This window comes from Mucilaginibacter sp. P4_E8, assembly GCF_056401495.1.
Window position 1 is genome coordinate 1 of the sequence record NZ_JBFUJG010000341.1, and the last position, 1,886, is coordinate 1,886.

2 protein-coding genes are annotated in these 1,886 nt (G+C 44.0%); both read left to right on the top strand.

Features of this window, described 5'->3' with window-relative positions; all coding sequences use genetic code 11:
* Window positions 1-73 precede the first annotated feature (73 nt).
* Complete coding sequence (locus AC1DRQ_RS31180; protein ID WP_477429965.1) at window positions 74-1,417, top strand: aminotransferase class III-fold pyridoxal phosphate-dependent enzyme; 1,344 nt, start codon at window positions 74-76, stop codon at window positions 1,415-1,417.
* A gap of 7 nt (window positions 1,418-1,424) precedes the next feature.
* The coding region (locus AC1DRQ_RS31185; RefSeq protein ID WP_477429967.1) for an SDR family NAD(P)-dependent oxidoreductase at window positions 1,425-1,886 on the top strand (462 nt) is incomplete at its 3' end.

Below are 1,886 nucleotides of genomic sequence, written 5' to 3' on the forward strand. Positions count from 1 at the left end.
ATTAGGCTATCAAACCCTGCACTTACAACCATCCATTTTAACACATGCGTTTTCAGAATAAATAATGTACGTTATGGCTAATAAAATACAGCTTACCAACAATTATCCCGATATAAGTGAGTCAGACAAGTTGTTTGAACGTGCTTTAAAAGTACAGAAACCGGTTACACAAACGCTGGCCAAAGGTCCGGGTCAGTTTAGTAAAGGTGTGGCGCCAAAATACCTCGTAAAAGGTAAAGGCTCGCATGTTTGGGATGCCGATGGCAATGAATATATTGATTTTAACGCGGCCATAGGCCCTGTTTCTTTAGGCTATGCCTACCCTGTTGTTGATGAAGCCATCAGTGCGCAATTAAATGACGGCATTACTTTTTCGTTAATGCACCCGCTTGAGGTTGAGTTATCAGAATTGGTACAACAGGTAATTCCAAATGCCGAAGCTGTTAAAATTGCCAAAACCGGGGCCGACGTTTGCTCGGCAGCTATACGTGTTGCCCGTGCATTTACAGGCCGCGATAAAGTGTTTTGCTGTGGTTATCATGGCTGGCATGACTGGTACATCGGTATCACCAGTCGCAATGCAGGTATTCCCGAAAGTATACAGGAGCTTACCTACACTTTTGAATATAACGATATTGAATCGATAAAAGCGGCGCTTGACGAAACCGTTGCAGCGCTGATCCTGGAGCCTTTTATTTTTGAAGCCCCAAAACCGGGCTTTTTACAGCAATTAGCCGAAGTATGCCGCGAAAACGGCACCCTGCTTATTTTTGATGAAATGTGGACAGGTTTCCGCGTTGCATTAGGCGGAGCACAGGAATACTTTAATGTAAAGGCCGATCTGGCGGTTTTTTCAAAGGCTTGCGCCAATGGGATGCCTATTGCGCTGCTTACCGGTCGTGCAGATGTGATGGAACTGTTCAATTCGGAAGTATTTAGCTATACTACTTTTGGCGGCGAGGCTTTATCATTGGCTGCCTGTGTGGCTACCATCAATGAACTTCGTGATAAAAACGTACCACAATACCTTGATCAAAACGGGGCCTTATTAAAGGATGGCTACAATCAGTTGGCCATAGCTATGGGAATGGATCAATATACCCGCTGTATTGGTTTTAATTGCCGCAGCATGGTAACCTTTACCCCTGAAGCGGGCAATGCACTGGAGTTAAAAACGCTGATGCAGCAGGAAATGATAAAACGGGGTATCCTTTGGGCCGGGTTTCATAACATGTGTTACAGTCATACTACCGAAGATATTGATTATACACTTTTAGCTTACCGCGATGTGCTGCCAATTGTTAAAGAAGCCATTTTAAGCGGCAATATTAAAAGTTATTTAAAAGGCGAAGTGTTGGAGGCTGTTTTCCGCAAGGTGAGCAATTACAATATAAAGCCAAAAGCTGCCGCGCTGTAAGTAATATATGGAACTATTTTCTTTAAAAGGCAAAACGGCTATTGTAACGGGTGCATTGGGATTAATTGGTAAAAAGCACTGCGAAGCACTGGTTATGGCCGGCGCCAATGTAGTAGCTGCTGATATGGATGAGAAAAAGGCCGAAGCCTTTGCTGCAAGTTTAGGGGAACAGCATGGGGGCTTAAAAGTTGATGTAACCAACAAGCATGCCCTGGAAATAGCCCGCGATAAGATATTAACCCGTTATGGGAGCATCGATATCCTGGTGAATAATGCAGCCATTAATGATATGTTTGAAAACCCGGCGCTGGCTAAGGAGCTTTCGGCTTTTGAAAATTACCCGTTGGAGTCATTTCAGCAATCGCTTAATGTAAATGTAACCGGTGTGTTTTTGTGCTCACAGGTTTTTGGAACTGTAATGGCCGAACAACGTTCGGGCAGCATTATTAATGTAGCCTCAACCTACGGT

Coding starts and splice junctions, on each gene's coding strand:
- AC1DRQ_RS31180 (WP_477429965.1), top strand. CDS start 74: ATGGCTAATAAAATACAGCTTACCAACAATTATCCCGATATAAGTGAG.